This window comes from Streptomyces sp. P5F9, from assembly GCF_057961495.1.
In genome coordinates, this window is record NZ_JBXVPZ010000887.1 from 1 (window position 1) to 1534 (window position 1534).

General features: G+C 71.1%; 2 protein-coding genes. One reads left to right on the forward strand and one right to left on the reverse strand.

Annotated elements, in window-relative coordinates; all coding sequences use genetic code 11:
* A partial coding sequence (locus AC31A1_RS51195; RefSeq protein ID WP_489659879.1) for an arylamine N-acetyltransferase occupies positions 1 to 377 on the forward strand: 377 nt, incomplete at its 5' end.
* 24 nt (positions 378 to 401) lie between these two features.
* Here AC31A1_RS51195 and AC31A1_RS51200 read toward each other — a convergent pair.
* Complete coding sequence (locus tag AC31A1_RS51200; RefSeq protein WP_489659880.1) at positions 402 to 1295, reverse strand: DUF4253 domain-containing protein; 894 nt, start codon at positions 1293 to 1295, stop codon at positions 402 to 404.
* Positions 1296 to 1534: the final 239 nt, after the last annotated feature.

A 1534-nucleotide genomic window follows, 5' to 3' on the forward strand; every position in this document is an offset into this window, starting at 1 on the left:
GGCACCGGCTGGTCCAGGTGCCACACCGGGGGCCGTTGGAGCTCCTGGTCCTCCAGGCGTACGACGGCGGCGGCGACGATGGGAACGGTGCCTGGCAGCCGCAGTACGCCTTCACCCTGGAGCCCTTCGAGCACGTCGACTTCGACGTCATCAACTGGCACATCGCGACGAACCCGCGCTCCCCCTTCACCCAGCGGCTCTTCGTCCAGCGCGTCACCCCTGACCGTCATCTCCTGCTCCATGGACGCGTGTTGACCGAGACAAGGGCCGACGGTGCGGTGAGCGAGCGGGAGTTGACGGACGAGGGGGAGGCGCGGCGGGTGCTGGACGAGGAGTTCGGGATCGAGGCGCCGGACGGGATGAAGCTGCTCAGCTGATCCGGGGTGGGTGTGCCGGGCCGGTCAGTCCCACCAGAAGGACCACACCTGCTGGTTGAGCACCTCGTGCTGGGCGTACGCGCGCAGGGTTTCGTGATGGCCCTGGGTGATGTTGTCGGGGCAGAAGGCGAAGTGCTCGGCGGCGATCGCCTCGGCCTCCTCTTGGGTGGCCGGCGGCGCCGCGACCGACAGCACCAACTGGTCGGCGGTGAGGGCGACGACCCGTATCCCGAAGCGGTCCTCCCAGGAGCGCAGCACGGCACAGAGCCGGGCCACGTCCCCCTCGTAGTTGATCTGCCCGGTCCAGCCGATAGCCGCCGGGATGTCGGCGCTGCGGCGGGCCGGTACGAGGGCGAGGCGCGGTTCCTTGAGCCAACTGCCGCTGTCCGCAAGGGAGTCGGCGACCTCGGCGGCCCGCGCGTCCGGATCGTCGACCAGGGTGAGCGGTTCGGCGAGGCCGGGCCACTCGGGGCCGTACGGGGCGATCGTCTCGTCGAACGTGGCCTGCTCCCCGAAGTTCTCGACGACGGCCTCGGCGAGGGAGTCCGCGCCGGGATGGTCGGCGTCCGGGGCGAGTTCGTCCGCCGCGTACTCCTCCCAGAACTCCTCCAGGACCTCTTCGGCGTCGTGGTCCCCGGGGTACGACGCCTCGTCGGGCAGCAAGTGCCATTCGTCCAGGGCGCCTTGGCCGCCGCCCAGGTCCAACAGCACGGGGAGCAGCCCGGCGGCCCTGCGCGCGGGCTGGAGCGCGTCGTAGTCCCCGGGCCTCGCCGGCTCGTCCGCACACCACAACAACGGTTCGTCCGCCGGGCCTTCGGCGGTCACGTCGATCAGACTCCCGGCGGGGAGTTCAAGCCCGAGCGAGCTGCCGCTCGGGTCTGCCGCCAGCGTCGGCAGCGGGTTGGGAAGGGTCGCCATGCCGAAACTGTAGAGGCGGGCACTGACAACGGGTCCGGGCACCTGCACCTCCCCGACGTGCCTCGCCGGTGGCCTACGTCTCCCGCAGTGCGCCTGCGACGACTGCTGTCATCGTCCGGTGGACTGTCTCGTGTTGCGGGGTCCGGCCTTCCGGTCGGCGAACCGCAGGTGTCCGGCGTTGAGGAGGACGGCGACGACAACGGGGTCCCGGCCCCTGACCGCTTCCCCCGCTCCTAGCC